A 26,597-nucleotide genomic window follows, 5' to 3' on the forward strand; every position below is an offset into this window, starting at 1 on the left:
GAGCATTAAGCAGCAATTTCTTGTGTTGCCATTTGAGGTGCTTTCTTCTCACCGATAGGCAGTACTGTGCGGCCGTATTCGTTGTTGATTACTTGTGCCATTGCAAAGTAGATAGCTGAAGCGCCACAGAAAATACCTTCAAAACCAGCGATAGTGCCGATTAGTTCGCTGCCAGTGAAATCACGAGCGGCTAGCAGGAAGAACAAGATAGTTAGTGAACCGAATACTACTTGCTTCGCAACTGGGTAACATAGAGAACCGATGAACATGAAGCCTGTGAAAATACCCCATAGTAATAGGTACCAACCCATGAATGCAGCAGGGCTTGCTGGAAGGCCCATGTAAGGCATTACAATCAAACCAACCAAAGACAACCAGAATAGGCCGTAAGAAGTAAACGCAGTTGTACCGAACGTGTCACCACGTTTGAAACACATAGTGCCCACGATAACTTGGCTCAAACCACCGTAAAAAATACCCATTGCAAGAATCATAGAATCGATTGGGAAGAAACCTGCGTTGTGGATATTAAGAAGAATGGTGGTCATACCGAAACCCATTAAGCCTAGTGGCGCTGGGTTAGCTAGTTTGGTCGACATTACGAATTTACCTTATTAAAGTGGTTGATTAAAAAAAAACGATAAAAATTATCAGAAAATTTTAATCTATAAACCGTACAACTAGGTAATCCAGTTATCGAAAACTAAGATTGTACAAATGATCTTATGGAAAATAGGTTTCATAATGAACCTATTCAATTCACCGAAACTATCAATAAACAGATTCCCTATCACGTTCGTTCCTCACTGTAAGGAATGACGAGTGAGGTAAGTGTTGAGGCAATGAGACAAAGCCTGGTGCTACGTCACTCTAGAATCGAGGGACGGGATATCTGGAATCTACTCTTCGATATGAGCACTTGCGGCACACAAGAGCCCTCTGTCACGTTCGTTACTTACTGTGGGGAATGACGAGTTTTTTTAGGTACGATAAACGAGATGGGGATGCGAAAAGAGTCTTTAGATTTGAGTAAGCGCCCCCTTAATAGCAAACGTAGGCAACAGATGGCGAGCTTTTCGTTACTCGTTTACTCGCATCCCGTACCTACTCATTGGATCGTCATTCCAGAATCGAGGGACGAGATATCTGGAATCTCGCCCTCTTCTGTAATCTTAAATTACACTTGTTGTGTTTTAGATTCAGACACTTGAGGTTGAACTTCTGAAGAAGTGTTTTTACTCGCATCGCACTTGGCTAACAGAGTCACAAGGATAAGCTGAGCAATCAGAGCTCCTAGCACAACCCATGTACTTCCCGTAAAGCCTGCCACAACAAAGCTCACCAATGCGATAGAGCCATTCATCAACGCATAAGGAAGTTGAGTCTTAAAGTGTTCAAATTGATCACACCCTGCGCCAGTTGAAGAAAGAATGGTTGTTTCAGAGATCGGTGAACAGTGATCCCCAAACAAACCTCCCGACAACACAGCACCGATTGCCACTAATAAAGGCGCATCAATCGCAAAAGCGGTTGGAATAACCAATGGCATCATAATCGCGAAGGTTCCCCACGACGATCCCGTTGCGAATGAAATAATCGCCGACAACAAAAAAGCAACGGCAGGCACTAACCAGTAAGGAAAGCCACTTTGTGCTTGTTCTGCAATATAAGCCGCGGCGCCTAACTCTTTACCGACTGTGCTTAACGCCCATGCCAATACAAGAATGATCGCTACAGGCATCATATTTCCCATGCCCTTTAAATACACCGAAACACCATCAGACAATTTTCTTACACCGTAATAAGCCATTAGCGAGATCAAGGTAATCGCAGCAAAAAAATAAGCCGATGATAAAGCCGCTCTGAATGACGAACCTGCAACCTTTTGGAACGGGAAGCCTTGCGGAACCAACATGGTGAACAATACAACGACCATCACGAGTAACGGTGCCCAAACAAAAGATGCTTTTGCATTTTTATGCGAGAAAGGATTCAAGGACTCATTATTCGCACCAGAACAAAGACCCGCTTGGCAATCACGCTCTGCCTTTGCCATTGGTCCGAAGTCTAAACCTTTAAAAGAGACTAAAGGAACAATAAAGATCGCTAAGAAAGCGTAGAACTGAAAAGGAATCGCGCCGATGAAAGCATCCCAATCCGACATGTTGACATTCAAAGCGGTAAACTCTTTTTGAATCAACCCCATGATATAAACACCCCAGCCAATAAAAGGGATAAGAATCGCGACGGGAGAGGAGGTTGAGTCAATAATGAATGCTAGCTTCTGTCTTGAAAGTTTCAGTTTATCGAAAAGGGGACGAAAAACAGGGCCGACAATTAAAGGAGTGCCTAAGTCTGAGAAAAATATAACAATTCCACCTAACCAAGCAGACACTTGAGCTTGGCATTTATTGCTTACCCACTGAGTCACCCGCTTTGCGAATGCGACACCACCACCGGACTTTTCCATCAAAGCAACAAAACCGCCGATGAAAATCAAAAGCATAATCACACCTGCATTATAGCTATCGGTCAGTTGAGGTACCAGATAGCCTTTCACCATAGTGCCGAACGTATCAAGAGGATTAAGTTCACTAAACATACCGGTGAGCATTGCTACACCACTCAATACGCCAGCAAAAAGGCCGATCACTACATTCCTTGTCGCCAATGACAGCACCAAAGTAATCACAATGGGGATGAGTGACGTGATATCTGTCTGTTCCATAGGTACACCTTAACCCTAAAATAAAAGAATAAATATAATTAAAAAATGAATATAAATTCACAAGAGTCATTTGTACAGAACTTTATTTCATAACTAGTTAAATAATCCTCTTATTAACGAGAGTGCAGAGCAACCTACCTGAAACGATTTCCTTAATGAAATAAAGTAGGAGTCATTATTCAACTCAGTATTTGATAGTGTGGATAGTGTGGCTTCTCAACTCTCATGGTGAGAAGGCGCAATAAAAAAGCCGAAAGTCATAACTTTCGGCTTTTGAACAACACGGGTCAGCTTAGTAAGCCAATCTAAAGCAGAGGTTGATTAATAATGACAGATCACTGACAACTAATTTCATCCCAGAACCAATTCGACTGTACGGGGCTTTCCCAAACACCCGGACCGTTTTTAGCTACGAAGCACTTGCCGTTATGTGTCACCTTGTCACCATTACTCACCTGGCTGACACCTGCTTGCCATGTAATAAATACCGATGGGTCAACGACGACAGGCGGCTCAACCGGTGTTGGTTCTACCGGAACTGGATCGACTGGCGACGGGTCTGTGACGACGGGTGGTGTCGGATCTCCAGTAAGCAACTTCCAAGGGCCGCCATTGGCAGGGTCATCCCCTTGTGTCCACCATTTCGCTTCGTAAGTCGCACCATAGTGAGTCACTTGGTCACCCGCGTTGTAAACCTTCGTCGCACTCCAACCGTTACCACCGGGATCAGTACCAGGATCTACCGGATCAAGCTTGTCGACCACTTTCACTTCAGGCCAGCTCGCATGAGAACCATAAAAGTTGGTCACACACTTCTCGTAATCGCCAGCCACCAGCGCTGAATATGCCGTTTGGAATCCAACCAACTCACATTCAAATGAGTAGCCTTCTGGGCGGTCTGCGTAATATTTCCAGTTGCCATCCCAGTTGGTATACAGCACATCCGTCGCACCGTTAAGGTTCAAGCTTCCGTAAGGCGTTTGCTGCCAACATGTATTGGCTTCATCCGCTTCTACAGGGATCTCGTAGTGCGCTGCTAACCCTTCCCAATAACGAATACGGTTAACCGGTTGGCCTTTATCTTTGTTCTGCTCCCCACATTCAATACCACCATTAATCACATTGATCGTGGTACCAAACCCATAACCAATGCCCGCATCTAATTCGCGCTGAGATGGCGTCCAAGTGCGGTCGATAACGTGCAGCATTGCTGGTTTAGGTGCTTGAGGAGTAAGGAAGAACCAGATAGCAGAAGCCAAGTTCAGCCAAGAATCAGCGACTAAGCCCGGATTATTCAGTAACACCGTTGCATCACCATCGAACATCACTTCAGAGAACGCACCGTAATTAAAATGGTAAGAAAGCTGCTTGGCACCTCGCCCAAAGTAACCCTGCCCCGCGGCACATGGCCAGCGAGCATTTTGCCAATCGTTCTGACCACAACCCGTAGTGTAGCCCTCTTGGCCTTCAGACCAGCCCATTTCACGAACATGTACCAACGCTTGCTGCCACTCTTCTAGCGCTAATGGGTTATCAGAGATGTTGTCTATCGCGATGTGGCCACCCGTCTCTTGTGAGAAATGAGCAAAGGCCGTGATAATGGATTTTTTACAGATAGCGTCGGAGTCACGACCATCGGTGTACTCTCCACAGAAAGCGGGGAATTTACCAATCGCACGTAAGAAACGAGTGTAGGTGTATTCTGGTGCAGCCATCTGAGTGAGGAAGTTCCATTCAGATTGAGGGAATACACGTTCGACTCGTTTTACGTTTTCAGGATTAAAGGCTAAGCCCGGCTCTATAGCTTCAACAACACTATTGGGACGAGTTTGTAATGCCTGTGACCAGATCGCATACATAGGATCGGATGTTTTCGCTTGTTCAGCAGCTTGTAATGCCGACTTTTCAACAAGGTAACCATTCGGGTTTTGCGGATCAGGTTGGATATTCAAAGACGCATGACTTTGCGCAGCCAATGTGCAGCCGAGCACTGTCGCCAAATATTTGATTTTTAACATGATGGATTCTCTTATCTGTCCTTAATAAGTCCATCAAAGAGTATGCTTCACACGCGAAATACCATAGCCGTTGCTGTATGAATTTATAAAAATTGCGAGTGATATTTTTGATATATAGCTCATACAACAAAGCGTCTCATGGTTTCTTGAGCTGATATCTAATTTCCAACCCATTTGGTTTCTAGAGGTTAGATATGGCTCTTTAATACCCTGAATCAAAAAGAAAAAAGCCCCGAACTGAGTTCGAGGCTTAAGATCTTAATCAAAGCTGGTTAAATCTCTAAAAGATTATTCCCACTCGATAGTTGCTGGTGGTTTACCAGAAATATCGTAAACAACACGTGAAATGCCGTTAACTTCGTTGATAATACGGTTAGAAACCTTACCTAGGAAGTCGTATGGTAGGTGTGCCCAGTGAGCAGTCATGAAGTCGATAGTTTCTACTGCGCGTAGAGATACAACCCAATCGTACTTACGGCCATCACCCATTACGCCAACTGAACGTACTGGTAGGAATACCGTGAATGCTTGAGATACTTTGTGGTAAAGGTCAGCAGCGTGAAGCTCTTCAATGAAGATAGCATCAGCACGACGCAGTAAATCACAGTACTCTTTCTTCACTTCACCAAGTACACGAACACCTAGACCTGGACCCGGGAAAGGGTGACGGTAAAGCATGTTGTATGGAAGACCAAGCTCTAGGCCTATCTTACGTACTTCATCTTTAAACAGCTCACGTAGAGGCTCAACAAGGCCCATTTCCATATCATCAGGAAGGCCGCCAACGTTGTGGTGAGATTTGATTACGTGTGCTTTACCTGTCTTAGATGCTGCAGACTCGATTACGTCTGGGTAGATAGTACCCTGAGCAAGCCACTTAGCATTCTTCAGTTTCTTAGATTCTTCATCGAAGATATCTACGAATACGTGGCCGATGATCTTACGTTTCGCTTCTGGTTCAGCTTCGCCTTCCAGAGCGTTAAGGAAACGCTCTTCAGCATCTACTTTGATGATGTTTAGGCCAAACTTATTGCCGAACATCTCCATAACCTGCTCACCTTCGTTTAAACGAAGAAGGCCGTTATCTACAAATACACATGTTAGTTTGTCGCCGATAGCTCGGTGAGCAAGCATTGCTACTACTGATGAATCAACACCACCAGAAAGACCAAGGATAACTTCGTCGTCACCTACTTGTTCTTTAATACGTGCAACTGCATCTTCAATGATTGAAGCTGGAGTCCACAGACCTTCACAACCACATGCATTAAGAACAAAGTTCTCAAGCATTTTTAGGCCGTTCTTAGTGTGTGTTACTTCTGGGTGGAATTGTACGCCGTAGTACTTCTTATCTTCATTTGCCATTGCAGCGTATGGGCAAGTGTCTGTTTCAGCGATCTTTGTGAAATCAGCAGGGATCTCAACCACTTTGTCACCGTGGCTCATCCAAACATCTTGAGTCGTCTCAAGGTCAGCGAAAAGTGCTGATTCGCCAGTCACTTGTACAGCTGCGTAGCCGAACTCGCGTTCAGTAGACGTCGCTACTTTACCGCCAAGTTGCTCAGCCATAGTTTGCATTCCGTAGCAAATACCGAAGACAGGAACACCTGAATCAAATACGTACTGAGGTGCACGTGGAGAATTCTCTTCCGTTACACTTTCAGGGCCGCCAGATAGGATAATGCCGTCTGGATTGAATTCACGAATATCCGCTTCTTCTACGTCCCAGCTCCAAAGTTCACAGTAAACACCGATCTCACGAATACGACGAGCAACTAGCTGTGTGTATTGAGAACCGAAGTCCAGAATTAGAATACGTTGGTCATGAATATTTTTAGTCATTGTAAGTAGTCTTATTGGCTATGTGATAAAACGGAGGCGAGTTTACTCACCTCTGATTAACTCTTCAAGAAATAAAGCAAACGTTTTCGTAGGTTATCTGTAAGGCGATGTTTTGTGAGAATCACTCTCTAAACAAAACAAGCGGTAGATATAATACCAATCACAGTAAGTAAGTGTTCAGGAATAGCGCAGGAAAAAAGCTTGAGAACAAGGCTGCTCTATTCGACAAAGAGTTCTGATAAGTAGTTATTCTACAATCAAAAATTCTAACGAAGTTATCGAGCTTTTTAACAAGCTAGGATGACCCGTTATTTACTACGATTGGTATAAAAATGTGCCGACTAAATCAGCACACTATTCAAACGTTTGGACGTATTATTAACCTAAACGGTAGTTAGGTGCTTCTTTCGTGATTTGAACATCGTGTACGTGAGATTCTTTCATGCCCGCACCTGAGATACGAACAAACTCAGCTTTAGTACGCATGTCTTCAACAGTTGCAGAACCCGTTAGGCCCATGCTTGAGCGTAAACCGCCCATCTGTTGGTGAACGATCTCTTTTAGACGACCTTTGTATGCGATACGACCTTCAATACCTTCTGGAACAAGCTTGTCTGCAGCGTTGTCAGATTGGAAGTAACGGTCAGAAGAACCTTGAGACATAGCGCCAAGAGAACCCATACCACGGTAAGACTTGTAAGAACGACCGTTGTAAAGGATAACTTCACCCGGTGCTTCTTCAGTACCCGCGAACATTGAACCAACCATCACACAAGATGCGCCAGCAACGATCGCTTTACAGATATCACCAGAGAAGCGGATACCGCCATCTGCGATTACTGGAATACCGTATTCGTTTGCTACTTCAGCTGCATCTGCGATTGCTGTTACTTGAGGAACACCAACACCAGTAACGATACGAGTCGTACAGATTGAACCCGGGCCGATGCCAACTTTAACTGCACTTACACCCGCTTCGATAAGAGCACGAGCGCCAGCGCCAGTTGCTACGTTACCACCGATGATTTGTAGATCAGGGTAGGCAGCACGAGTTTCGCGGATACGGTTAAGTACGCCTTCAGAGTGACCGTGTGAAGAGTCGATAAGTAGAACGTCTACGCCAGCTTCAACAAGAGCAGCAACGCGCTCTTCGTTACCAGCACCAGCACCAACAGCTGCACCTACACGTAGGCTGCCGCGCTCATCTTTACAAGCGTTTGGTTTACGTTCTGCTTTGTGGAAATCTTTTGCAGTGATCATTCCAGTAAGTTGGAAGTCATCATTTACAACAAGAACTTTCTCAACACGCGCTTCGTGCATTTTCTCTTGAACTTCTTCACGAGTTGCACCTTCTTTAACAGAAGCAAGGCGAGCTTTAGGTGTCATTACTACGTCAACTTTCTTAGAAAGGTCAGTCACAAAGCGAACGTCACGGCCAGTAATAATACCAACAAGTTCGTTTGTTTCAGTAACAACAGGGAAACCAGCGAAGCCGTGTTTTTGAGTAAGAGCTACAACATCAGCGATTGTCGCGTCAGGGTTTACAGTAACAGGGTGAGAAACCACACCTGCTTCGTAAATTTTAACCTGGCGAACCATTTCAGCTTGCTGTTCAATAGACATGTTCTTATGAATGAAGCCGATTCCGCCTTCTTGTGCCAGTGCAATCGCTAGGCGAGCTTCTGTCACAGTATCCATCGATGCAGAGATCATTGGGATGTTTAGGGAAATATTCTTCGTCAGCTGAGTGCGAAGATCAGCTGTATTAGGGAGAACGGTGGAGTGTGCTGGCACTAGCAGTACGTCGTCGAATGTCAGCGCTTCTTTGGCAATTCTTAGCATTTGCAATATCTCACAATAATAGGAGTAAAAAGAAACAATCCAATCTCATCGTTTCGCCTAATGAGGGCAGCCAATTAAGGAAAATTAAACTGCATTTGGATTAGATATTGCGGACGGATTATACGGCCAACGAAATCGCTTGGCTACACATTTTTGTATTTTTAATTTGCATTCCCCCCCTTGCTATGTATTATATTGCCGCTATCTTCCATACTCACGCCCTGTGAGATTCCAAGAAAGACCTTCCTTCAAGGAAAGATAGTGCTTCTATGACTAATCCAAACATCTTTACTGTTTCTCGCCTCAACTCAGAGGTTCGTCTCCTATTAGAAAACGAAATGGGGATAGTCTGGCTCGTTGGTGAAATCTCAAACTTCTCAGCACCTGTCTCTGGTCACTGGTACCTCACGCTTAAAGACTCTCGCGCTCAAGTTAAGTGCGCTATGTTTCGTGGCAATAACCGTCGTGTGACTTTTAAGCCTCAGAACGGTAATCAAGTTTTAGTCAAAGCACGTCTGTCTCTTTATGAGCCGCGTGGTGACTATCAGCTAATCATCGAAAGCATGCAGCCAGAAGGTGATGGTAAGCTTCAACAAGAGTTTGAAAAGCTTAAGATGAACCTCGCCGCAGAAGGGTTATTTGCTCAATCAAGCAAGCAACCGCTTCCTGAACACCCAAAGCGCGTTGGCGTGATCACCTCAAAAACCGGTGCTGCACTGTTTGACATCCTTGATGTACTGAAAAGACGCGATCCTTCATTACCGGTTGTGGTTTACCCAACCATGGTTCAAGGCGAAGAGGCTGCAATTCAGATAGCTCAAGCGATTGGACGAGCTAACGAACGCAATGAATGTGATGTGTTGATCGTGGGTCGTGGCGGCGGTTCATTAGAAGACTTATGGTGCTTTAATAACGAGATCGTTGCTCGCACAATTGCAGCAAGCCAGATCCCGATTATCAGCGCAGTTGGCCACGAAATTGACGTCACTATAGCTGATTTCGTCGCAGATATGCGTGCACCAACACCGTCAGCAGCAGCCGAACTGGTTAGCCGTGATAACAGTCATAAAGAACAAGCTTTTGTCTCTAAACGCGCTCGCTTAGTCAGTGCAATTCGTCATGTACTAATCAAACAAGCGCAATCAACTCAAACGTTGAAATACCGCTTAGAGAAACAACACCCTAGCTACCAACTGCAAAAACAGAGTCAGCAGCTTGATGACTTAGACATGCGCTTACGTCGTGGTATGGCTCAATACCTAAAGCAGCATGCACAGCGTGTTGAACGTAAACAACATCAGCTTCAGTTGAACTCGCCAGTGAAGCGCCTTGGCGAACAGAAGTTGCATCTACAACGCTCAGAACAGAAGCTATTGGATGCGATGGATAAAACACTGCTAACCACTCGCCACCAGCTAGCCATGGCTGCAGAGAAGTTAGAGACAGTGAGCCCACTGGCAACCTTGAAGCGAGGCTACAGCATTACCCATTCAACATCGGGCAATACCGTGTCATCAATTAACGATGTCGAACCAGGTGAAGTGATCACCACTCAAGTTGAAGATGGCGTGATTGAGTCACAAGTGACAACAAGAGTCGCTAAGAGCGAGCTTTAGATTCGACTCGAACGTTAAAAGCCCTTTAAAATCAGAAAGCCCTATCGATAATCGACAGGGCTTTTTTGTGTCTAATAAATTAGAAAGCGAACGGATTTAAACTCTACTCCCTATTCATGATTCACGACTCAGTCGTAGAAGGCTCCTTCATAGTCAGCATACCTTCCGTCACAATAAAGTTGATGATGAAGTCCAAACCTTGGCTCTCTTTTAGGTTGGTGAACACGTATGGTTTGGTTGGACGCATGCGCTGCGTATCTTGCTCCATCACCTCAAGTGACGCGCCAACATACGGTGCTAAATCGATTTTATTGATAACCAACAGATCAGATCGTGTAATACCTGGGCCACCTTTACGTGGGATCTTCTCCCCTTCAGCAACATCAATCACGTAGATAGTAAGGTCGGCTAACTCAGGGCTGAACGTCGCACTCAGGTTATCGCCACCACTTTCAACAAACACCACATCAAGGTTCTTATGTAGCTTAGCAAGCTCCTCTACGGCAGCTAAGTTCATCGAAGCATCTTCACGGATAGCCGTGTGCGGACAACCACCGGTTTCTACGCCAATGATGCGGTCAGGTTCGAGAGCTTCAGCACGTGTGAGTATCTTTGCATCTTCTTGGGTGTAAATGTCGTTGGTTACCACAGCAATGTTTAGCTTGTCGCGAATCGCCTTACACAACACCTCTAACAATGCTGTTTTACCAGAGCCTACCGGGCCGCCAATACCAATTCGAAGGGGTTGCTTATAACTTTCCATTGACTACTTCCTTATATTCTTTTTACTACATCGTTCGTGCTAACCGCTACGAACGAAATAGTCTCGTGTATTGTGTTTCGTGCAGTGAACTTGCTAATGCCATTGATGGCGAAAAGCTGCCTATCATCCAATCTTCTATCGTGCGTGCTTTCTCAATGATCTCGGGAAACGTGTTGGTGATATTAATCAGTGCCAACTGACCATCGGTTTGACCTAAAGGCACTAACTTGACCCCTGCGGTAACGATGTTTTCAAGCCAGCTCCATAAATAACCCTGCTTGAGGATCTCTAAATCAATGCCCCAATGCTGAGCCGCCATACACATGCCCAACAGTTGGTTAGGATGACTATCAACAGAGTCCACCAACGAAATATCGATATCTAAACGCTTCAACAGAGTATTCAAGGCTTGTCCACGCTGTTTCTCTTCCGCTCGCAATTCACTGGTTTCACGACTTGAGTACAAATAGTTACACCAGTGCTCAATCTCATCGAGCTCACCTTTTTCTAGCGCGTGATAAAGGCGCTCTAAGATGGGCAATTCCAAAGTCGCGACACTGGAACTGACGATGGTATTGAGCCACTGTTCCATGCTGTTGCGATCGGTCACCCACCCCGCTTCTACAGCAAGCTCTAGCCCTTGCGAATAAGTGAAACCACCAATCGGCAACGATGGACTGATCAATTGAAAGAGACGATAAATAGCGATATTTTCTGTTTTGGTCATACTCTTGCTCTCTGCCTTCTAGAATCAAAAAGTTCGAGAGCTTACGCGCCTAAAATCAATAGTGCGCTTGCTGAAGCCACGCCAACCGACAGCCATTTAGAGTAAACCGCACGGCCAACCAAAGTGCCGATAACCATTAATGCCAAAGCACTGATGCCCATGCCTGCTGCAAACTGAGTCAGATTACTTGCCGCCTCAACACCGTGTGCGTAACCATGGAAAAACAACATACCAATCGAAGCCGCTAATACACTGTTTACACGCTTAGTTGATGGTGAGAATACATGCCATAAACATAAACTAACTACAAACAGAGAAGCGATGATCGCTGGTTCAACAATCACAGAGAAACCCAAGGCTTGGCCTGCGATAAGACCAAGCATTAACGATACTAATCCACCACCAATCAAAGCTGCTTTGATCTTGGTTGAAAATGACAGTGCGCCAATTAATAGACCAAAAGCGATCAGCATGATCAGGTGATCCATGCCTGTCACAGGGTGAGTTAAGCCAGACATAAATGAGTGAGACTCATGAACCGAGTGAGATCCATGACCTGGGTGAGCTAATGCCAATGTCGATGTTGTTAGAGAAGCTATTGTGAAAGTACATAAGCCTGCAGCTGTTTTAAAGTTCATCGCGAGTTCCTTGCGTTTATAGTTATTAATATCGTGGTTGTATCTATAAATGGGTGAGTCTCAAATGACTCGATTAATGATGGTGGTGATGACCACCCGAGCGACCGCCATAAGCGCCGCCTTCAGGTTCAAACGGTTGTGTCTCGGTGGTCACTTTAGCGCCTAAGCCTTCAACCATTTCATCCAAAACATGGTCGTGTTGATAACGAACCCAGCCAGCTTCCACTTGTAACGGAACATGTCGATTGCCAAGGTGGTAAGCCACTCGCGTTAGTAGGAGCAGATCTTCACAGTAAATAGTCGAAACGGTTTCAGGTGCCGCTTTCACTTCCACGACCAAGCCACATTCACTTGAGAGTTGTTCACCGCCACGCAAGATATGACCTCGTGGTAGAAACAGCCCTGCATTGCGCCCGTCATCGAGTGTGACTTTAAGACGACTCTTAATACGACTATCGATCGGTAGACTTAGAAAGCCATCAGGAGTCGTGTTTAACTCCTCTTGAATATGAGTTAGTTCAATCATGCTATTACCTCAATCTCCTTGTGAGATTTATAACGTTCAAAATAAGAGCCCTCAGCCAAGAGCTAAAACACGAGCTTCAGCTAAAGGTCTAAGATAAGAGCCTTCAGCCGAGCTATTAAAATAGAAAATATCTTTGAGCCATTGGCAGTTCTTCAGCAGGTTCACACGTAAGCAGCTCGCCATCAGCGCGCACTTGATAAGTCTGAGAGTCGACCTCAATCTTCGGCATCCAATCGTTAAGCTTCATGTCAGCTTTACTGATGTTTCGGCAGTTGCTCACTACGCCAATCAAACTCTGCAGCCCCAACTGCTTATCGATGTTCTGCGCCTTGGCTTCCTTGGAAACAAACAACATCGATGTGTTCTGACACGCCTTGCCATAGCTACCAAACATAGAGCGATAGTGAACTGGCTGAGGGGTTGGGATAGAAGCATTGGGATCACCCATTGGTGCCATGGCGATCATGCCGCCTTTCAAAATCACGCTTGGTTTCACACCAAAGAAAGCGGGCTTCCACAACACTAAGTCTGCTAATTTTCCGGCTTCGATAGAACCGATTTCATGAGACATACCATGAGTAATCGCAGGGTTGATGGTGTACTTAGCGACATAACGTCTTAGACGGAAGTTATCGCTGTAGTCTGAATCTTCTTTTAGGCTACCGCGCTGAACTTTCATCTTGTGCGCGGTTTGCCAAGTTCGAGTTATTACTTCACCCACTCGCCCCATCGCTTGAGAATCCGAAGCGATCATAGAAAACGCACCTAAATCATGAAGAATGTCTTCAGCGGCAATGGTTTCACGACGAATACGCGACTCGGCGAACGCCACATCTTCAGCAATAGACGGGGAAAGGTGGTGACATACCATCAACATGTCCAAATGCTCATCGACGGTGTTTATGGTGTAAGGTCGTGTAGGGTTAGTCGAAGAAGGCAGAACATTCGGTTCACCTGCAGCACGAATAATATCAGGAGCGTGACCACCACCCGCACCTTCGGTGTGATATGTATGAATCACGCGGTCACCGATTGCGCCAAGTGTCGATTCAACAAAACCAGATTCATTCAGAGTGTCGGTATGAATCGCAACTTGTACGTCCATCTCGTCAGCAACACTTAAGCAGGTATCGATTGAAGCGGGGGTTGTTCCCCAGTCTTCGTGCAACTTCAAACCGACTGCACCTGCTGCGACTTGTTCGCGTAGAGCTTCTGGCTGACTTGCATTGCCTTTACCTAACAAACCAAAGTTCATTGGGAATTGATCGAGTGATTCCAACATGCGGTGCATGTTCCAAGGCCCTGGCGTACATGTGGTTGCGTTAGTACCCGTATTTGGCCCAGTGCCACCGCCAATCATGGTGGTAACACCTGAAGCTAGCGCTTCTTCAATTTGTTGCGGGCAGATAAAGTGGATGTGTGAATCAATGCCACCAGCCGTCAGAATAGAGCCTTCACCGGCTAAAATTTCGGTGCCTGGGCCAATCACAATATCAACACCCGGTTGAACATCTGGGTTGCCCGCTTTACCTAATGCCTGAACTCGGCCATCTTTAATTGCGACATCGGCTTTCACGATGCCCCAGTAGTCTAATACGATGGCGTTGGTAATCACCAAATCCGGTGTCTCAGCACTTGGACGTTGGCTTTGCCCTTGTCCATCACGGATGACTTTGCCACCGCCGAATTTCACTTCGTCGCCGTAAACGGTGTAATCTTTTTCAACTTCTAACCATAAATCGGTGTCAGCAAGACGCACTCGGTCTCCAACTGTTGGCCCGAACATTTCGGCGTAAGCCTGTCTGGATATCGTCGCCATGATCAATCCTTTGTTGTTTTAATTATTTCCGTGAGGAGCGCTTAAAGCTTGCCCATCACCTTTCCTTGGAAGCCGTAAATTTCTAACTTACCGGCATAACGTACTAACTCGACGCTACGCGACTGACCCGGCTCGAATCGAGTTGCAGTGCCCGCAGGGATATTGAGCCGAAAGCCTTTAGTGGTTTCTCTATCAAAGATCAGCGAAGGATTTGCTTCATAGAAGTGGTAATGAGAGCCAATTTGAATAGGACGATCGCCAATGTTTTGAACTTTAACTGACGTTGTCTCGCGACCTTCATTTAAGGTGATGTCACCGGGAGCGGTTTCTACTTTGCCGGGAACGAAACCTGAGTATTTTTTTGTGGAACCAGCCATCTTGCTTCTCCCTACACAATAGGTTCATGAACGGTCACCAACTTGGTGCCATCAGGAAAAGTGGCTTCGACTTGTACATCAGGGATCATGGAAGGGATCCCCTCCATAACGTCATCGACAGTAAGAAGTGTGCGTCCAAAATCCATCAACTCTGAAACGGTTTTACCCTCGCGGGCACCTTCAAGAATGGCACTGCTGATCAGTGCAATAGATTCTGGATAGTTGAGTTTTAAGCCTTTTTGTTTGCGCTGCTGTGCCAGCATTCCTGCGCAGAAGATAAGTAGCTTATCTTTTTCTCTTGGTGTTAATTCCATTTAGCCGCCCGCTGTTAGTGTTGTTTTCTTAGTGCTCAAAAACGCATGAGCAGTAAGTGGGATTCAAACATAGCAAGCTTTAAAAAATGTACCGAGGGCCGGAAGTCGCCCTCGGTACAAAAAGGGCTAATCGCTAAGTCGCCCAAATCCTTGGTAAATCAGGAGTCGTACCACACAAATGAGAGCGAGTTGCTTGCCATATCTGACCAAAGGCTTGGAGGATGTCTTCACTCCAATTACCCAAGGCTCGCACCACAATCAATCCCTCTATTTGCGTCGCACCCATTATTAATGTGGGCTCATTCGGCACTTTCGATGTGACTGATTGCTGTGAAGCTTGCTGTGTAATAGATAAGAGCAAGCTCTGTACCAACTCTAAATCTTGCTTCTCATTTGACGTAAGATAAAAGGTTCCCATCATTGAGAAATCAAGTAACCCCATATTTATCATTAACTTATCGCCACCATGAAAATTAAAACCTTCAGTGAGAAGCCTTTGATTATCAAGATAGATTTCTGTTTTCCCTACAAGGTGACCATGCTCAAATCCCTCATTCTGTGCAGGTCGCCCAAAACAGTGCATCTCCCAACCCCAAAACTGTGCGCCCTTTTCTAGCCGAATTTCAGTGTCTAAACGTACGTGTGCATTAGGGAAAAAAATGTTCTCTTGCGGCATCCATTCCAAGCGCGCATCTTTCTTCACTCGCAAGGTCTGCTTCTGCTTGGCGTACTTATTATTAGAACGATAAAACTTAGTGGCACCGGGGGTGGTAATTAGCGCATGAGCGCCACTTTCTATGGTCGCTTCAATGTTGAGAGTGTCACCACCTACTACTCCGCCGGGGGGATGGAGTAAGTAGGTGTGACACGTTTCCCCATCAGGATACAAGGGGCGTTGCACCGCAAGCGGACCAGACTGCTGACGATTCTTTAAAACGGTTTTATCACCACGGTCGACAAAGTTGAGGTTTAAGCTCGCCTGCCAGCCGTCTCGAATATCTTGTTCAATGGTTTCATTCAGAGACAAAGCCTCGGTTAAAGAAGCGTCCCTTTCTTCGCTCAAAGAAAATAAAGCACTCATACGGTCAGGTACTCCTTGATCAAGGATTCATTGAGCCCTTTCATTTCTCCTTCCGCGACCTGACGTCCACGGTCAAGAATGCAGAAGCGATCACCAACCTTTCTCGCAAATGGTAGCTTTTGCTCTACAAGCAGAACCGTGAGTCCCATCTTCTCGTTAAGCATACGAATGATGTCGCCAATCTCTTGCACGATATTGGGCTGAATACCTTCTGTCGGTTCATCCAAGATCAATAGCTTAGGGTTAACCACCAACGCACGACCAATCGCGAGCTGTTGTTGCTGACCACCAGATAAGTCGCCACCACGTCGATGCAGCATCTCTTTTAATACAGGGAAGATATCGAAGATAAATTCTGGGATCTTACGGTCACCCTTGTCGCGAATCGGCAAACCGACTTCTAGATTTTCTTGCACAGTAAGCATCGGAAAGATCTGACGTCCCTGCGGCACATAACCGATTCCTTGGCGAGCACGATCTTCGGCATCGGTTTTCAAAAGCGATTCACCCGATAACGAAATGTCACCACTTTTGACTTTAACTAGCCCCATGATGCATTGCAGAAGAGTCGTTTTACCAACGCCATTGCGTCCCATCAATACCGTGCATTTGCCTTCTGGGATCTGCATGTCTAAATCCCACAATGTGTGGCTCTCACCGTAATATTGATTAACTGATTTAACCTCTAGCATCCTATTCTCCGAGATAAACTTGTTTAACTTCAGGGTGAGCTTGCACTTGATCCATGGTGCCTTCGGCCAACACGTGACCTTGATGAAGTACGGTGACATGGCTAGCGATTGAACGAACGAAATCCATATCGTGTTCAACCACGACTACAGAGTGTTTGCCTGCCAGTGAGTTAAGTAACTCCGATGTACGATCCATCTCTTGGTGAGTCATACCTGCAACGGGCTCATCCACCAGCAACAGCTTGGGGTTCTGCATCAATAACATGCCGATCTCTAACCACTGCTTTTGTCCGTGAGAGAGATTGCCAGCCAAGTTGGCGGCTTCGTCTTTTAGGTGAATAAGTTCAAGTACCGAGGTGAGCTTGTCCTTCTGCTCACCAGACATCACCGCAGTGAAAGTAGACCAAACAGAGCGGTCGCCCGCCATGGCTAATTCAAGGTTTTGCCAAACGGTTAGACATTCAATCACGGTCGGTTTTTGAAACTTACGCCCAACTCCAGCATTGGCAATTTCTGCTTCATTCATCTTCAATAAGTTAATGTTCGAGCCTAACCACACATCACCAGTATCTGGCTTTGTTTTACCCGTAATGATATCCATCATGGTGGTTTTACCCGCGCCATTAGGACCGATGATGCAGCGCAGTTCGCCTTCTTTGATATAAAGATTGAGGTCGTTTATCGCTTGGAAACCATCGAAGCTTTTGTTAACGCCTTCCACGTACAACAACACGTTATGACGAGTATCGATGGCAGGATGAACATCAGGTTTGAGGTAATCAAAGACTTCGTCTCGGCGAGTGAAAGCTTGAACCGATTCCTTAACGTTACTAAATGTGGTCATACGATCACCTCCTTGTTTTCTGACTGATCATCCTTATCTGATTTTCCTTTTCCCTTGCCTCGTGAACCTGACGCCTTACGCAGTTGTTGCCATTTCTCGCTAACAAAGCCAATCACACCTTGTGGGAAGTACATGGTTGAAAGTACAAATAGACCACCTAGGGCGAATAACCACACCTCTGGGAATTCAACCGTAAACCAACTCTTGGCGTAGTTGATGATCAGGGCACCAACGATGGCACCAAACAGAGTGGCACGACCGCCCAAGGCAACCCAAACCACTATCTCAATCGAGTTAAGCGGAGCAAACTCTCCCGGGTTGATGATACCGACTTGAGGCACATATAAAGCACCAGCAATACCCGCGATAACCGCAGACAGAACGAAGACCCACAGCTTGATACCATCGACGTCGTAACCCATGAATCGAGTGCGAGATTCAGTATCACGAATCGCTAAAGCCACTCGCCCTAATCGACTGGTCACCACCATGCGACACGCGATGTAGCTGAGGATTAGCGCAATACCAGTCGCAACAAACAGACCTATCTTGACTGCATCACTTTGCAAGCTCAGACCGATGATGTCTTTAAAGTCCGTCAATCCATTGTTACCACCAAAGCCCATTTCGTTGCGGAAAAACGCCAGCATCAATGCGTAAGTTAACGCTTGAGTCATGATAGAAAGATACACCCCTGACACTCGAGAACGGAAAGCCAGATAACCGAACAAATAAGCCAATGCGCCCGGTACCAACACCACCATTAGGCAGGCGAACCAGAACTGATCAAAGCCCTGCCAGAACCATGGCAACGCCGACCAATCAAGAAACACCATGAAGTCAGGTAGGATTGGGTCACCATATACCCCACGGTCACCAATCTGGCGCATTAAGTACATGCCCATCGCATAGCCACCAAGCGCAAAGAAAGCGCCATGGCCTAGACTCAAGATTCCGAGGTAGCCCCACACAAGATCGAGCGCCAACGCCAACATTGCGTAACTCAGGTATTTGCCCATTAATGAGATTGTAAAAGTCTCAACATGAAACGGGTGTCCACTTGGCAACATGGTGTTAGCCAGCGGAATAAGAATGACGGCCGCAAGAATGGCAAGGATGGTCAGTTGACCACCTTTGTCACCACGCATCGCCGAAAGTACAAATGATTTAGACTGCATGATGTTGTCCTTAACCTTCAGCCGCACGGCCACGTTGCGGGAATAGTCCGCGTGGACGTTTTTGAATAAACAGAATGATGAAAACCAGTACTAGGATCTTGGCGAGAACCGCACCAGCCCATGGTTCTAAAATCTTATTAAATAAGCCAAGGCTGAGCCCTGCGACTAGTGTGCCCCATAAGTTGCCAACCCCGCCAAACACCACCACCATGAAAGAATCAATGATGTACGCCTGCCCCATATTTGGGCCAACGTTAGTCAGTTGAGAAAGCGCTACACCCGCAACACCTGCGACGCCAGAGCCTAAACCGAAGGTCATCGCATCAACACGTTCCGATCGAATCCCCATCGCACGAGCCATACCACGGTTTTGAGAAACGGCACGAACCTGAAGGCCTAACGGTGTCTTTTTCAGAACCATCAATAACCCCATAAACACCAAGCCACAGAACAAGATGATGTAAAGACGGTTATAAGTCAGCGATAGCATAGGATTCAATTGAAGCGCACCAGACATCCATTCAGGTGTACTCACTGATCGGTTCAGCGGAGAGAAAATAGAGCGAACGGCTTGCTGCAAGATTAAGCTGATACCAAAGGTGGCGAGCAAGGTCTCTAATGGACGCCCATAAAGGTGACGAATCACGCTTCGCTCAATCGCAATACCCACTAAGCCCGAAACGATGAATGCTGCAGGAATAGAAAGTATTAGCGCTAAACCAATATGATTCGGCATCAGAAGTTGCAATACATAGGTGGTGTAAGCGCCAATCATGATCAGCTCACCATGAGCCATGTTGATAACGCCCATCACACCAAAGGTGATCGCTAAGCCAATGCCCGCTAGTACCAATACCGAACCTAAACTCAAGCCAAAGAATACGGTTTCAACACCTGAGTACAGAGCTTGGCTTTGTTGATAATCGTCCATCGCACGCTCTGTTGCAGCCAAAATGCTTGGTTCTTGCTCACCGTTAAGTAGTTGGTTCAGTGTTTTTAGAACGACTGAATGCTTAAAGTCGCCCACTCGTTCAATCGATGTTACTCGAGCTTCAGTTGTTGCACTGTTATCAAGCGAGGTAAAAATAGCTAATGACAAATCCATTAGTTCAGCGACTTTACCATCGGTCTCATTTTCTCTAAGTTCGGATAAACGATCGATGATAGTGGCATCCTTAGTTCCCAGTAGATCGAGAACCGCTTGATAACGCACATCTGGGTTACTGCTATTTAATCCAATAGAGGCAATTTCACCCCGTAAGATCCCGCGAAGTTTGTTGTTTACGCGCACCTTTTTAAACAGCTTAGCATTGTCGATATTGAGAGTTGATTCATCCCATACAGACTGAACTGAAGTGGCTGTTTTGGTGTTTTGAATGAGATAGAGCTGTTTATAATGTTCGTTTTTTTTATCATTGAAGTAATAGAGATTGCCGTTTAACCATCCATCTAAAATAGCCTTCGACACGTCTTCCGTTTGTGTCTCAATGATCCAATCGATGGCTAGCTCTTTATCCGATGTTTTTTTACCAACTAGCGCCTTGGTAAAGCTAGCTTCATCCGTTATTCCAGCAAAAGCCAACTGAGCACTGATAGCCATGAGCAACAGCGCCTTAAATACGTTTAATACGTTCTTCATCCCTGCTTCCTTAACCAACAAGTTAGATATTGTTATTTTTTACTTGGTGGATGTTTGGATAGTTGTTGTGACTTGAAACTAATTTGAGCCTTCTCTTTCGTTGCGCCTCCATGCAGAAGCACTCTTCCCTAAAGAGAAGGCTCAATATTCATAGCTAGTAGTTACCGGTAATAGCTAACACCCAGTAACGAAAGCTGATAACCAGTAACTAGTTATCAGCCAAGAGCGAATAACTCTAGTTACCACCAGAACACTTTTTAGTTTCAACGTTGAACGCACCACATGAGAATGGCTTAGACCAACTAGAGAATAGTTTTGCTGATTCAGGTAAGTAGTTAGACCAAGCATCACCTGCAACAAGGCCTGTGGTTTCCCAAACGATGTCAAACTGGCCATCATCTTGAATCTCACCAATCAATACAGGTTTAGTTATGTGGTGGTTTGGTAGCATGGTTGAGTAGCCACCAGATAGGTTTGGAACAGACACACCAATCAATGCATCTTGCACCGCTTCGGCATCGGTTGTGCCCGCATTAGTCACAGCTTGAGCCCACATATTGAAACCAATATAGTGTGCTTCCATCGGGTCATTCGTTACACGTTTGTCACTCTTAATGAATGACTGCCATGTTTCAACGAACTCTTCATTGACTTCGGTATCGACGCTCATGAAATAGTTCCATGCCGCTAAGTGACCCACTAGAGGTTCAGTATCCATGCCCGATAGCTCTTCTTCGCCAACCGAGAATGCAATCACCGGAATGTCTTCAGATGAAACACCTTGAGCACCAAGCTCTTTATAGAAAGGTACGTTTGCATCGCCATTCACAGTAGATACAACGGCGGTTTTCTTACCAGCTTCACCAAACTTCTTGATATCTGAAACAATAGATTGCCAATCAGAATGACCAAACGGTGTGTAGTTGATCATGATGTCTTCTTCTGCGACACCTTTACTTTTTAGGTAGGCCTCTAAGATCTTATTGGTGGTACGTGGATAAACGTAATCGGTACCTGCAAGCACCCAACGTTCCACTTCAAGTTCATCCATTAAGTAATCAACGGCAGGAATCGCTTGTTGGTTTGGCGCAGCACCGGTGTAGAAAACGTTTTTAGAGGACTCTTCGCCTTCATACTGTACTGGGTAGAAAAGGATGCTGTTTAGCTCTTCAAAAACTGGCAGCATGGATTTACGTGATACCGATGTCCAACCACCAAATACCACATCCACTTTTTCTTTCTCGATAAGCTCACGTGCTTTCTCAGCAAACAACGGCCAGTTTGACGCAGGGTCAACAACTACAGGCTCAAGCTTCTTACCAAGTAAGCCACCTTTTTTGTTTTGCTCGTCGATGAGCATAAGAACGGTATCTTTTAGCGTTGTTTCACTGATCGCCATAGTGCCTGACAATGAATGTAGAACGCCGACTTTAATGGTATCGTCAGCCGCAAGCACTGTTGCAGAAGAAAATGAAAGTGTTGTACACAGTGCAGCTAGCGATAAATTGAACACCTTGTTCATGATTGTTACTCCATAATTGTATTTTTGTTATTCAATTACAGAGTTACAAGAAGAGTGCCAAACTTAAAACATAACCAACAAAGTTTTAAGCCTTTGTATTTAATAGTACTTTAACTAAGTTAACACCAATGCAGTGCATAGCGACAAGGTTACTATGTTTCATGCTGGTGCAGTGACGATAAGATTGAACCAAGATGACACACGCATATTCGCTAAATACAAAAAAGGCCCAATATTTTCATACTAGACCTACAAAAAACACCTCAGATTATCGTCTTGCCATTGAGAGGTAAGACTATTCGGCTTGTTGAAACTCGAATTTCACTCTCGACTTAGATTTAAGCTCGTTACAATCACCATTGCAGAAATAGCTCGCAGCCCCACAAGCTTGAAGCTTCTCTAATTGGCTGCTGCACTCAGGACAAAAGCCCACTTTTGTAAAGTGATCTTGGCAGCTTTCACAGTGGTATTTACCATCCCAGCTAAGTTCTGACTGGCATTTAGGGCAGATATTTTCACTCATAGGAAATCCTAACTTTTTACTTTCAGTACTAATAAGCAATCTACTCTTTCTTCGCCTTGGCTTGCTTGATTTGATACATGCTTTTGTCAGCTGACGCAATCAACTGATCGAGCCCTTTAGGCGACTTTTCACAAGCAATCCCAACACTGACTGAAAACTGAACGCCATTAATATAGAGAGCTTTATCCAACGCTTTTTCTAAGCTGTGATAAAAGTCTGACACTTTTTGTTCGGTATCAAAGCAAGAAAACACTACAAACTCGTCACCACCGTAACGACCTACCTTGGCACATGCCGTAGTCGCTTCATCGAGAACTTTTGCAACGGCTAACAGAACATCATCGCCAAAGCTATGGCCATACGTATCGTTGATTGACTTGAATTTATCAACATCAACAAACAGGCAGGCCATCACTTTGTCCGCAAAACATCGTTTAACTAAAACCTTCTTAGCTTCACTTAACAATGCTCGGCGGTTCAAGCAATGCGTCAGCGAATCATGACTGGCAAAAAAGTTGAGTTGATTCTCTAGCTCGTATTTCTCTAGCGCTACTGAATACAAAGAAGCAAGCAGCTCCAAGATCTCGAGTTCAAATTCATGAGGTTCTGAAATGCATCGGCTGTAAATCGCAAATGTACCTAGCACGTGGCCATGCGAAGAGATAATGGGCACCGACCAACAAGCGTGTAAGTTGGCTTGATTGGTCAAGGTTAAGAAAGGCGCCCAATTTGAGTGAGTATTAATATCAGAGACCATAACAGCTTTCTTAAGCGCAGCAGCCTCTCCACAAGAACCAATACCAACGCCAATTCCAATACCTTCTATCTGCTGATTATAAAAATCGGGCAAGTTAGGCGCGCATTCGATGTGTAAAGTGTTCGACTTTGAGTTAAGCAGTAATATTGAGGCCATACGTTGCCCAAAAAGCTGCTCTGTAAGCTGAATGATCTTATGGTTTAAATCCTTACGATCCATTCCAAGTGCAAGCTTTCGAAGCAAACGATTCACTGCTCGGTGGCCTTCTAATAAAAATTGTTGTTCCATTCACTAAAGCTTTCAATTGTGTAGTCGGGTGCAGCCTGTTCTTATGCAAGCTTGCTGTTGGTTAATAATAACACACTAAATAACCACAACACACAATCGAAGATCATAGGTTGATCTTTTGCTTTATCTATTTTGATCAGCGATCTACCCCAAAAAGAATATTTATATCACCACATACCGAAAGCATAAGTTACATGTGCTGCATTTCAATTTTAAATGGTTATTTATTTTGATAATTGCATGTAAAAACAGGTTAAACAGAATAAGTAATTTCGATCTGTAACCGAAATCATCGAATTACATGCGTTAGCATTTCAATATGTTGCTCATCTAGCTGAGTTAACTTAACCGATAACGCTCCAAGCTCTGAGGTATTATCTATGTGAGTACCACCACACGGAATCGACACTAAAGTATCGCTATCCAATTGCCATTCCCAATAGCGAGAGTCTGTTAATGCCTCGCCTTCCAATCTCATTGCCACTGGCGTCGAATCTGCGAGCCAACCTTTAATCATCTGATTGATGTCAGCTTCGATACCATCAAGATTGGTTAGCATATCTGCTACGTTCAAACCACGCTTCTTCAGGGTTTTGCCCAAACGATACTTATCAGTACACAACTCAGGAGTCACAAAGCTAGTCACTTGTGCGTAGCTATTAAAGTCGTAACTGCCGAGCGGATCTTTTCTGTCGGCATCTTTCCGCCAGTAGCTCTCAGCCAATACTTTATTCAACGCTAAGAAAGCAATGTGGCCAGCACTGTGACCTCGGCTCAAACTGGCTTGGTACTCTTTATCAACCGACAACAGCACTTCATCGTTAACATTAATCATAGAAACTAATACAGGTAGCTGGTGGACAACCACAAACGCCCAGCCTTCCGTATCACGCTTAACAGGAATATCGGCTGCGATGTGAAGTTTTCCAGTAGATTGTTCTATTGCACCAACAAGGCAGTCTTCCACAGGATATTGCTCGTCACCAACATTGACGAAGCCTTGGTCTGCTGGGTGATCGGGCCAAATATGACTCACAGGATGAAAAGGCGTCACATCAGTGATCAGGTAAGTTTTACTGCTGTCGCTTTCTACATACAGCGCTTTCGCCGTAAGTTGCCACGCTTGATGACAAAATTGAGTAATGGTTGGTGGGATTGCTTCAGCTTGTGTAATCAAATCGCTAGTGGTCATATTGTTCTTCTTTTGAAATCTAGTCTGATTCGTTAAGCCACAGCGAAACAAAAATGTGTCTTTGTGGCTTAACGTGAATTTTGCTTAAAAAAATACCCGAGACAGGCTCGGGTATCAAATCTATTGGAAAGGTTTACTTACGACCTTTAACCATGCTCATCATGCGCTTACGTTTACGTTCTTGAGAGATTGTCAGCTTGTTTGTTTTCGCTTCAAATGGGTTCTCGCTGTTCTGGAATTGAATGCGAATAGGTGTACCCATAATCTCTAGTGAACGACGATAGTAGTTCATCAAGAATCGCTTGTATGAATCTGGCAAGTTGCGAACTTGGTTACCGTGGATAACGATAATAGGTGGGTTGTAGCCACCAGCGTGCGCGTATTTCAGTTTCACACGACGGCCACGAACCATAGGCGGTTGGTGATCATCGGTTGCCATTTTCATGATACGAGTTAGCACAGAAGTACCAACACGAGTCGTTGCTGACTTGTAAGCCTCTTGAACAGACTCAAACAAGTGACCAACGCCTGTACCATGAAGTGCAGAAATAAAGTGAATACGTGCGAAATCAACGAAACCTAAACGACGGTCTAATTCTTTCTTAACGCGATCTTTAACGTCGTTATCTAGGCCATCCCATTTGTTTACTGCAATAACAATTGAACGACCCGCGTTCAATGCAAAGCCTAACAAGCTTAGATCTTGATCGGAGATGTTTTCGCGAGCATCGATAAGCAGCAATACAACGTTTGCATCTTCAATCGCTTTCAGTGTTTTAACCACTGAGAACTTCTCAACCGTTTCGTTGATATTTTTACGACGACGAACACCCGCAGTATCAATTAGAACGTATTCACGCTCATCACGCTGCATTGGAATGTAGATAGAGTCGCGGGTTGTGCCCGGCATATCGTAAACAACAACACGTTCTTCACCAAGAATACGGTTAGTTAATGTTGATTTACCTACGTTAGGACGGCCAATGATCGCTAGCTTGATCGGTTGATCTTGAAGGCGCTTGAATTCTTCTTCCGCTTCTTCTTCAGTGAAATCAACTTGCTCTTCTTCTTCGTCTTCAAACTCAGTCAAATCGCTTACTTCGCCATTCTCAGCTTTAAGCGCTTCCGCAAATGGGTTAAGAGCAAGATCAATCAACGCTGTTACACCACGACCGTGCGCAGCAGCGATCTGATACATGTCTTCTACACCTAGTTGCCAGAAGTCAGCACTTGCCGCATCAGGGTCAATACCATCAACCTTGTTTACTACTAGCATTGAAGGCTTTTCTAGTTGACGAAGGTGCTTAGCAATCGCTACGTCTGAAGGTGTTAGACCAGCACGGCCATCTACCATAAATAGAACGACATCAGCTTCATCAATCGCCGCTAGCGACTGTTCAGCCATTTTAGTTTCAACACCTTCTTCGGTACCGTCGATACCACCAGTGTCAATAACAATAAAGTCATGCTCGCTAAAATGAGCATGACCGTATTTACGGTCACGCGTTAAGCCAGGAAAATCCGCAACCAATGCATCACGAGTTCGAGTCAATCGGTTAAATAACGTAGATTTACCTACGTTCGGACGCCCTACTAGAGCAACAACAGGTACCATAACAACCTCTACAATTTCTTCTCTAAATGTAGTTATAGGTAAGCACTTGTTCGCAA

23 protein-coding genes are annotated in these 26,597 nt (G+C 45.1%); 1 reads left to right on the forward strand and 22 read right to left on the reverse strand.

Features of this window, described 5'->3' with window-relative positions; translation table 11 throughout:
* Positions 1–5 precede the first annotated feature (5 nt).
* The 5 genes from L8S15_RS10145 to guaB form a co-directional block, all read right to left on the reverse strand.
* A complete protein-coding gene (locus tag L8S15_RS10145; RefSeq protein ID WP_010440610.1) occupies positions 6–599 on the reverse strand; it encodes a GPR1/FUN34/YaaH family transporter in 594 nt (197 codons plus the stop codon).
* 578 nt (positions 600–1,177) lie between these two features.
* Positions 1,178–2,728 (reverse strand): Na+/H+ antiporter NhaC family protein, encoded by a 1,551-nt coding sequence (locus L8S15_RS10150; RefSeq protein WP_016790479.1) that lies wholly within the window; start codon positions 2,726–2,728, stop codon positions 1,178–1,180.
* Positions 2,729–3,063: 335 nt separating this feature from the next.
* Positions 3,064–4,746: a chitinase gene (locus L8S15_RS10155; RefSeq protein ID WP_102286480.1), complete on the reverse strand. Its 1,683-nt coding sequence runs from the start codon at positions 4,744–4,746 to the stop codon at positions 3,064–3,066.
* Positions 4,747–5,034: 288 nt separating this feature from the next.
* Positions 5,035–6,588, reverse strand: coding sequence for a glutamine-hydrolyzing GMP synthase (gene guaA / locus L8S15_RS10160; RefSeq protein WP_010440596.1), 1,554 nt, complete (start codon positions 6,586–6,588; stop codon positions 5,035–5,037).
* A gap of 378 nt (positions 6,589–6,966) precedes the next feature.
* Positions 6,967–8,430 carry an IMP dehydrogenase gene (gene guaB, locus L8S15_RS10165; RefSeq protein WP_010440594.1) on the reverse strand — a complete coding sequence of 488 codons (1,464 nt, stop codon included), beginning with the start codon at positions 8,428–8,430 and terminating at the stop codon, positions 6,967–6,969.
* Positions 8,431–8,699: 269 nt separating this feature from the next.
* On the opposite strand from guaB, the gene xseA reads away from it, so the two are divergent.
* Positions 8,700–10,046: an exodeoxyribonuclease VII large subunit gene (xseA, locus tag L8S15_RS10170; protein ID WP_010440592.1), complete on the forward strand. Its 1,347-nt coding sequence runs from the start codon at positions 8,700–8,702 to the stop codon at positions 10,044–10,046.
* A 121-nt stretch (positions 10,047–10,167) separates the two neighbouring features.
* Here the strand turns inward: xseA and ureG are convergent, their stop codons facing one another.
* From ureG to der, 17 genes are all read right to left on the reverse strand, one after another.
* Positions 10,168–10,809 carry an urease accessory protein UreG gene (ureG, locus tag L8S15_RS10175; protein WP_004735125.1) on the reverse strand — a complete coding sequence of 214 codons (642 nt, stop codon included), beginning with the start codon at positions 10,807–10,809 and terminating at the stop codon, positions 10,168–10,170.
* A 46-nt stretch (positions 10,810–10,855) separates the two neighbouring features.
* A complete protein-coding gene (locus L8S15_RS10180) occupies positions 10,856–11,536 on the reverse strand; it encodes an urease accessory UreF family protein (protein ID WP_010440589.1) in 681 nt (226 codons plus the stop codon).
* Positions 11,537–11,577: 41 nt separating this feature from the next.
* A complete protein-coding gene (locus tag L8S15_RS10185; RefSeq protein ID WP_010440587.1) occupies positions 11,578–12,174 on the reverse strand; it encodes a HupE/UreJ family protein in 597 nt (198 codons plus the stop codon).
* 73 nt (positions 12,175–12,247) lie between these two features.
* The gene (ureE, locus tag L8S15_RS10190; protein ID WP_010440584.1) at positions 12,248–12,700 is read right to left on the reverse strand and encodes an urease accessory protein UreE; all 453 of its coding nucleotides are present in this window, start codon (positions 12,698–12,700) and stop codon (positions 12,248–12,250) included.
* Between the two features lie 115 nt (positions 12,701–12,815).
* Positions 12,816–14,519, reverse strand: coding sequence for an urease subunit alpha (gene ureC, locus L8S15_RS10195; protein ID WP_010440581.1), 1,704 nt, complete (start codon positions 14,517–14,519; stop codon positions 12,816–12,818).
* Between the two features lie 41 nt (positions 14,520–14,560).
* Positions 14,561–14,896 (reverse strand): urease subunit beta, encoded by a 336-nt coding sequence (locus L8S15_RS10200; RefSeq protein ID WP_010440579.1) that lies wholly within the window; start codon positions 14,894–14,896, stop codon positions 14,561–14,563.
* A gap of 11 nt (positions 14,897–14,907) precedes the next feature.
* Positions 14,908–15,210 (reverse strand): urease subunit gamma, encoded by a 303-nt coding sequence (gene ureA, locus L8S15_RS10205; RefSeq protein ID WP_004735119.1) that lies wholly within the window; start codon positions 15,208–15,210, stop codon positions 14,908–14,910.
* A gap of 133 nt (positions 15,211–15,343) precedes the next feature.
* Positions 15,344–16,291, reverse strand: coding sequence for an urease accessory protein UreD (locus tag L8S15_RS10210; protein ID WP_010440575.1), 948 nt, complete (start codon positions 16,289–16,291; stop codon positions 15,344–15,346).
* Positions 16,288–16,983, reverse strand: a complete 696-nt coding sequence (gene urtE, locus L8S15_RS10215; RefSeq protein ID WP_010440573.1) for an urea ABC transporter ATP-binding subunit UrtE — start codon at positions 16,981–16,983, stop codon at positions 16,288–16,290. Before urtE ends, L8S15_RS10210 begins: the two co-directional genes overlap by 4 nt.
* 1 nt (position 16,984) lies before the next feature.
* On the reverse strand, positions 16,985–17,827 hold the full coding sequence (urtD, locus tag L8S15_RS10220) for an urea ABC transporter ATP-binding protein UrtD (protein ID WP_010440572.1): 843 nt from the start codon (positions 17,825–17,827) through the stop codon (positions 16,985–16,987).
* The gene (gene urtC, locus L8S15_RS10225) at positions 17,824–19,005 is read right to left on the reverse strand and encodes an urea ABC transporter permease subunit UrtC (protein WP_010440571.1); all 1,182 of its coding nucleotides are present in this window, start codon (positions 19,003–19,005) and stop codon (positions 17,824–17,826) included. The genes urtD and urtC overlap by 4 nt, the downstream gene beginning before the upstream one ends.
* 10 nt (positions 19,006–19,015) lie before the next feature.
* Positions 19,016–20,644 (reverse strand): urea ABC transporter permease subunit UrtB, encoded by a 1,629-nt coding sequence (gene urtB, locus L8S15_RS10230; protein WP_010440570.1) that lies wholly within the window; start codon positions 20,642–20,644, stop codon positions 19,016–19,018.
* A gap of 235 nt (positions 20,645–20,879) precedes the next feature.
* A complete protein-coding gene (urtA, locus tag L8S15_RS10235; RefSeq protein ID WP_010440568.1) occupies positions 20,880–22,166 on the reverse strand; it encodes an urea ABC transporter substrate-binding protein in 1,287 nt (428 codons plus the stop codon).
* Positions 22,167–22,461: 295 nt separating this feature from the next.
* Positions 22,462–22,689: a zinc ribbon domain-containing protein gene (locus L8S15_RS10240; protein ID WP_010440564.1), complete on the reverse strand. Its 228-nt coding sequence runs from the start codon at positions 22,687–22,689 to the stop codon at positions 22,462–22,464.
* 40 nt (positions 22,690–22,729) lie between these two features.
* Positions 22,730–23,734: a sensor domain-containing diguanylate cyclase gene (locus tag L8S15_RS10245; RefSeq protein WP_010440561.1), complete on the reverse strand. Its 1,005-nt coding sequence runs from the start codon at positions 23,732–23,734 to the stop codon at positions 22,730–22,732.
* Between the two features lie 289 nt (positions 23,735–24,023).
* Positions 24,024–24,926, reverse strand: a complete 903-nt coding sequence (locus L8S15_RS10250) for a metal-dependent hydrolase (RefSeq protein ID WP_010440558.1) — start codon at positions 24,924–24,926, stop codon at positions 24,024–24,026.
* 133 nt (positions 24,927–25,059) lie between these two features.
* On the reverse strand, positions 25,060–26,541 hold the full coding sequence (gene der, locus L8S15_RS10255) for a ribosome biogenesis GTPase Der (protein ID WP_010440555.1): 1,482 nt from the start codon (positions 26,539–26,541) through the stop codon (positions 25,060–25,062).
* Between the last annotated feature and the right edge of the window lie 56 nt (positions 26,542–26,597).

Origin of the sequence: Vibrio sp. S/42/10, assembly GCF_029890535.1 — a bacterium.
In the GTDB taxonomy this organism is placed as follows: domain Bacteria; phylum Pseudomonadota; class Gammaproteobacteria; order Enterobacterales; family Vibrionaceae; genus Vibrio; species Vibrio cyclitrophicus.

Excerpts from the sequence above, each read along its gene's own strand:
- L8S15_RS10185 (WP_010440587.1), bottom strand. The coding sequence starts at position 12,174 with ATGAACTTTAAAACAGCTGCAGGCTTATGTACTTTCACAATAGCTTCT.
- der (WP_010440555.1), bottom strand. The coding sequence starts at position 26,541 with ATGGTACCTGTTGTTGCTCTAGTAGGGCGTCCGAACGTAGGTAAATCT.
- ureG (WP_004735125.1), bottom strand. The coding sequence starts at position 10,809 with ATGGAAAGTTATAAGCAACCCCTTCGAATTGGTATTGGCGGCCCGGTA.
- urtD (WP_010440572.1), bottom strand. The coding sequence starts at position 17,827 with ATGACCACATTTAGTAACGTTAAGGAATCGGTTCAAGCTTTCACTCGC.
- L8S15_RS10150 (WP_016790479.1), bottom strand. The coding sequence starts at position 2,728 with ATGGAACAGACAGATATCACGTCACTCATCCCCATTGTGATTACTTTG.
- L8S15_RS10240 (WP_010440564.1), bottom strand. The coding sequence starts at position 22,689 with ATGAGTGAAAATATCTGCCCTAAATGCCAGTCAGAACTTAGCTGGGAT.
- ureE (WP_010440584.1), bottom strand. The coding sequence starts at position 12,700 with ATGATTGAACTAACTCATATTCAAGAGGAGTTAAACACGACTCCTGAT.
- ureA (WP_004735119.1), bottom strand. The coding sequence starts at position 15,210 with ATGGAATTAACACCAAGAGAAAAAGATAAGCTACTTATCTTCTGCGCA.
- L8S15_RS10210 (WP_010440575.1), bottom strand. The coding sequence starts at position 16,291 with ATGAGTGCTTTATTTTCTTTGAGCGAAGAAAGGGACGCTTCTTTAACC.
- guaA (WP_010440596.1), bottom strand. The coding sequence starts at position 6,588 with ATGACTAAAAATATTCATGACCAACGTATTCTAATTCTGGACTTCGGT.
- guaB (WP_010440594.1), bottom strand. The coding sequence starts at position 8,430 with ATGCTAAGAATTGCCAAAGAAGCGCTGACATTCGACGACGTACTGCTA.
- L8S15_RS10180 (WP_010440589.1), bottom strand. The coding sequence starts at position 11,536 with ATGACCAAAACAGAAAATATCGCTATTTATCGTCTCTTTCAATTGATC.
- ureC (WP_010440581.1), bottom strand. The coding sequence starts at position 14,519 with ATGGCGACGATATCCAGACAGGCTTACGCCGAAATGTTCGGGCCAACA.
- L8S15_RS10155 (WP_102286480.1), bottom strand. The coding sequence starts at position 4,746 with ATGTTAAAAATCAAATATTTGGCGACAGTGCTCGGCTGCACATTGGCT.
- urtA (WP_010440568.1), bottom strand. The coding sequence starts at position 22,166 with ATGAACAAGGTGTTCAATTTATCGCTAGCTGCACTGTGTACAACACTT.
- urtC (WP_010440571.1), bottom strand. The coding sequence starts at position 19,005 with ATGCAGTCTAAATCATTTGTACTTTCGGCGATGCGTGGTGACAAAGGT.
- urtB (WP_010440570.1), bottom strand. The coding sequence starts at position 20,644 with ATGAAGAACGTATTAAACGTATTTAAGGCGCTGTTGCTCATGGCTATC.
- L8S15_RS10200 (WP_010440579.1), bottom strand. The coding sequence starts at position 14,896 with ATGGCTGGTTCCACAAAAAAATACTCAGGTTTCGTTCCCGGCAAAGTA.
- L8S15_RS10145 (WP_010440610.1), bottom strand. The coding sequence starts at position 599 with ATGTCGACCAAACTAGCTAACCCAGCGCCACTAGGCTTAATGGGTTTC.
- urtE (WP_010440573.1), bottom strand. The coding sequence starts at position 16,983 with ATGCTAGAGGTTAAATCAGTTAATCAATATTACGGTGAGAGCCACACA.
- L8S15_RS10245 (WP_010440561.1), bottom strand. The coding sequence starts at position 23,734 with ATGGAACAACAATTTTTATTAGAAGGCCACCGAGCAGTGAATCGTTTG.
- L8S15_RS10250 (WP_010440558.1), bottom strand. The coding sequence starts at position 24,926 with ATGACCACTAGCGATTTGATTACACAAGCTGAAGCAATCCCACCAACC.
- xseA (WP_010440592.1), top strand. The coding sequence starts at position 8,700 with ATGACTAATCCAAACATCTTTACTGTTTCTCGCCTCAACTCAGAGGTT.